This window comes from Janthinobacterium sp. (genome assembly GCF_009923995.1).
Classification (GTDB): domain Bacteria; phylum Pseudomonadota; class Gammaproteobacteria; order Burkholderiales; family Burkholderiaceae_D; genus Janthinobacterium.
Window position 1 is genome coordinate 1 of record NZ_RFSK01000137.1, and the last position, 2,070, is coordinate 2,070.

The window sequence follows — 2,070 nt, forward strand, 5'->3', positions numbered from 1 at the left end:
TCCGGCTTTTCGGTGCTGACAGGTGAAACCGGCGCGGGCAAATCCATACTGATTGATGCGCTGCAGCTGGTCACTGGCGCGCGCGCCGACACCGGCGTGATCCGCGAAGGCGCACCCCGCACCGATGTGAGCGCCGAGTTTGACAACGCACCGGGCCTGCAAGCTGTGCTGGACGAAGCCGGATTTGAGAGTGGCGACACCCTGCTGCTGCGCCGCACGGTAGACACCCAAGGCAAAAGCCGCGCCTGGGTCAATGGCAGCCCCGCCACCGCGCAGCAACTGCGCACCATCGGCGAGCAGCTGCTGGACATTCACGGCCAGCACGCCTGGCAAAGCCTGACCCGGCCCGAGGCCGTGCGCGGCCTGCTGGACGCGTATGCCAAGGTGGACACCAGCGCTCTGAGCGGCCTGTGGTCCAGCTGGCGCCAGGCCCAACAAGCCCTTGCCCAAGCCCAAGCCGCGCAAGACAGCCTGCAGCGCGAGCGCGAGCGCCTGGCCTGGCAGATTGGCGAGGTGGACAAGCTCAACCCCGGCGCTGACGAGTGGCCCGAGCTCAACGCCAGCCACAGCCGCCTGGCCAACGGGCAGGCGCTGATGGACGCTGCCCAAGGCGCCGTCAACCTGCTGGAAGATGACGACACCAACGCGCTGGCCCCGCTGCACGCCGCGCTGCAACTGCTGCAAGCCCAGTCGCACCTCGAAGCCGAGTTCAAAGATGCCATTGAGGCCCTGAACTCCAGCGTGGCGCAGATAGAAGACACCGTACACAGCCTGCGCAGCTACGCCCGCCGTGCCGAGCTGGACCCGGAGCGCTTGGCCGAGCTGGACGAACGCATGTCCCTCTGGGTGAGCCTGGCGCGCCGCTACAAGCGCCCGCCCGAAGAGCTGGCCGAGTTGTGGGCGAGCTGGAAAACCGAGCTGGCCCAGCTGGACGCCGCTGCCGACCTGGATGGCCTGCAAGCCAAAGAGCGCAAGGCCCAGGCCGCCTTCATGGCGGAGGCCAAAGCCCTCTCCAAGCAACGCGCCAAGGCCGCACCCCTGCTGGCCCAGAGCATCACCCAAGCCATGCAAGGACTGGGCATGCAGGGTGGCCGGTTTGAAGTAGCGCTGGAGCCCTTGGCCCAGCCACAAGCCAGCGGCTTGGAAGACGTGCAGTTTCTGGCCGCCGGCCACGCCGGCAGCACACCGCGGCCGGTAGGCAAGGTGGCGTCGGGCGGCGAGTTGTCGCGCATGGCGCTGGCCATTGCGGTGACCACCAGCCGCTTGGGCACCGCCCAGACCTTGATATTTGACGAGGTGGACTCCGGCGTGGGCGGCGCAGTGGCCGAGACGGTGGGCCGCCTCATGCAGCAGCTGGGCAGCGACCGCCAGGTGCTGGCCGTGACCCACCTGCCCCAGGTGGCCGCCTGCGCGCACCACCACTTGGTGGTGTCCAAGCAGCTGCAAGGCAGCGCCACCCTGAGCACCGTGGCCCCGGTGGGCGGCGAACAGCGCGTGGCCGAGATTGCCCGCATGCTCGGTGGGGAAAAGCTTTCGGGCACTACGCTGGCGCATGCCAAAGAAATGCTGGATTCAGGTCTGTAAATGAGCGACATGCCCCCACCTTCGTCAGTGCCCATGGAGATCGTGCTCATTACCGGCATGTCCGGCTCGGGCAAGTCGGTGGCGCTCAACGCGCTAGAAGACGCCGGCTTTTACTGCGTAGACAACCTGCCGCCAGAGCTGCTGCTGCCTTTTGTGGAGCTGGAGCGCCAGCACAACGCGCAGCGCGTGGCCATTGCCATGGATGTGCGCAGCGCCACCTCCCTGCCCTTGGTGCCCCAGCAGCTGGCTGCCGTGCGTGCGCTGGGCGTGGTGGTCAAACCTTTGTTTTTGGACGCCACCACCGACACGCTGGTGCGCCGCTACTCCGAAACAAGGCGCAAGCACCCGCTGTCACAAGGCACCTCCGACCACGGCGAGCGCGATGAGCGCCGTGCTTTGGTGGACGCCATTGAACTGGAGCGCGAGCTGCTGGCCGACCTGCGCGAGCAGGCGCATGTGATTGACAGCAGCATCATCCGCCCCTCG

At 67.2% G+C, this 2,070-nt stretch carries 2 protein-coding genes; both read left to right on the forward strand.

Features of this window, described 5'->3' with window-relative positions; genetic code table 11:
- Nucleotides 1-1,584, forward strand: a 1,584-nt coding sequence (gene recN, locus EBS11_RS28195) for a DNA repair protein RecN (protein ID WP_290608818.1), incomplete at its 5' end; no start/stop codon positions are given.
- A gap of 33 nt (nt 1,585-1,617) precedes the next feature.
- The coding region (locus EBS11_RS28200) for an RNase adapter RapZ (RefSeq protein ID WP_290608824.1) at nt 1,618-2,070 on the forward strand (453 nt) is incomplete at its 3' end.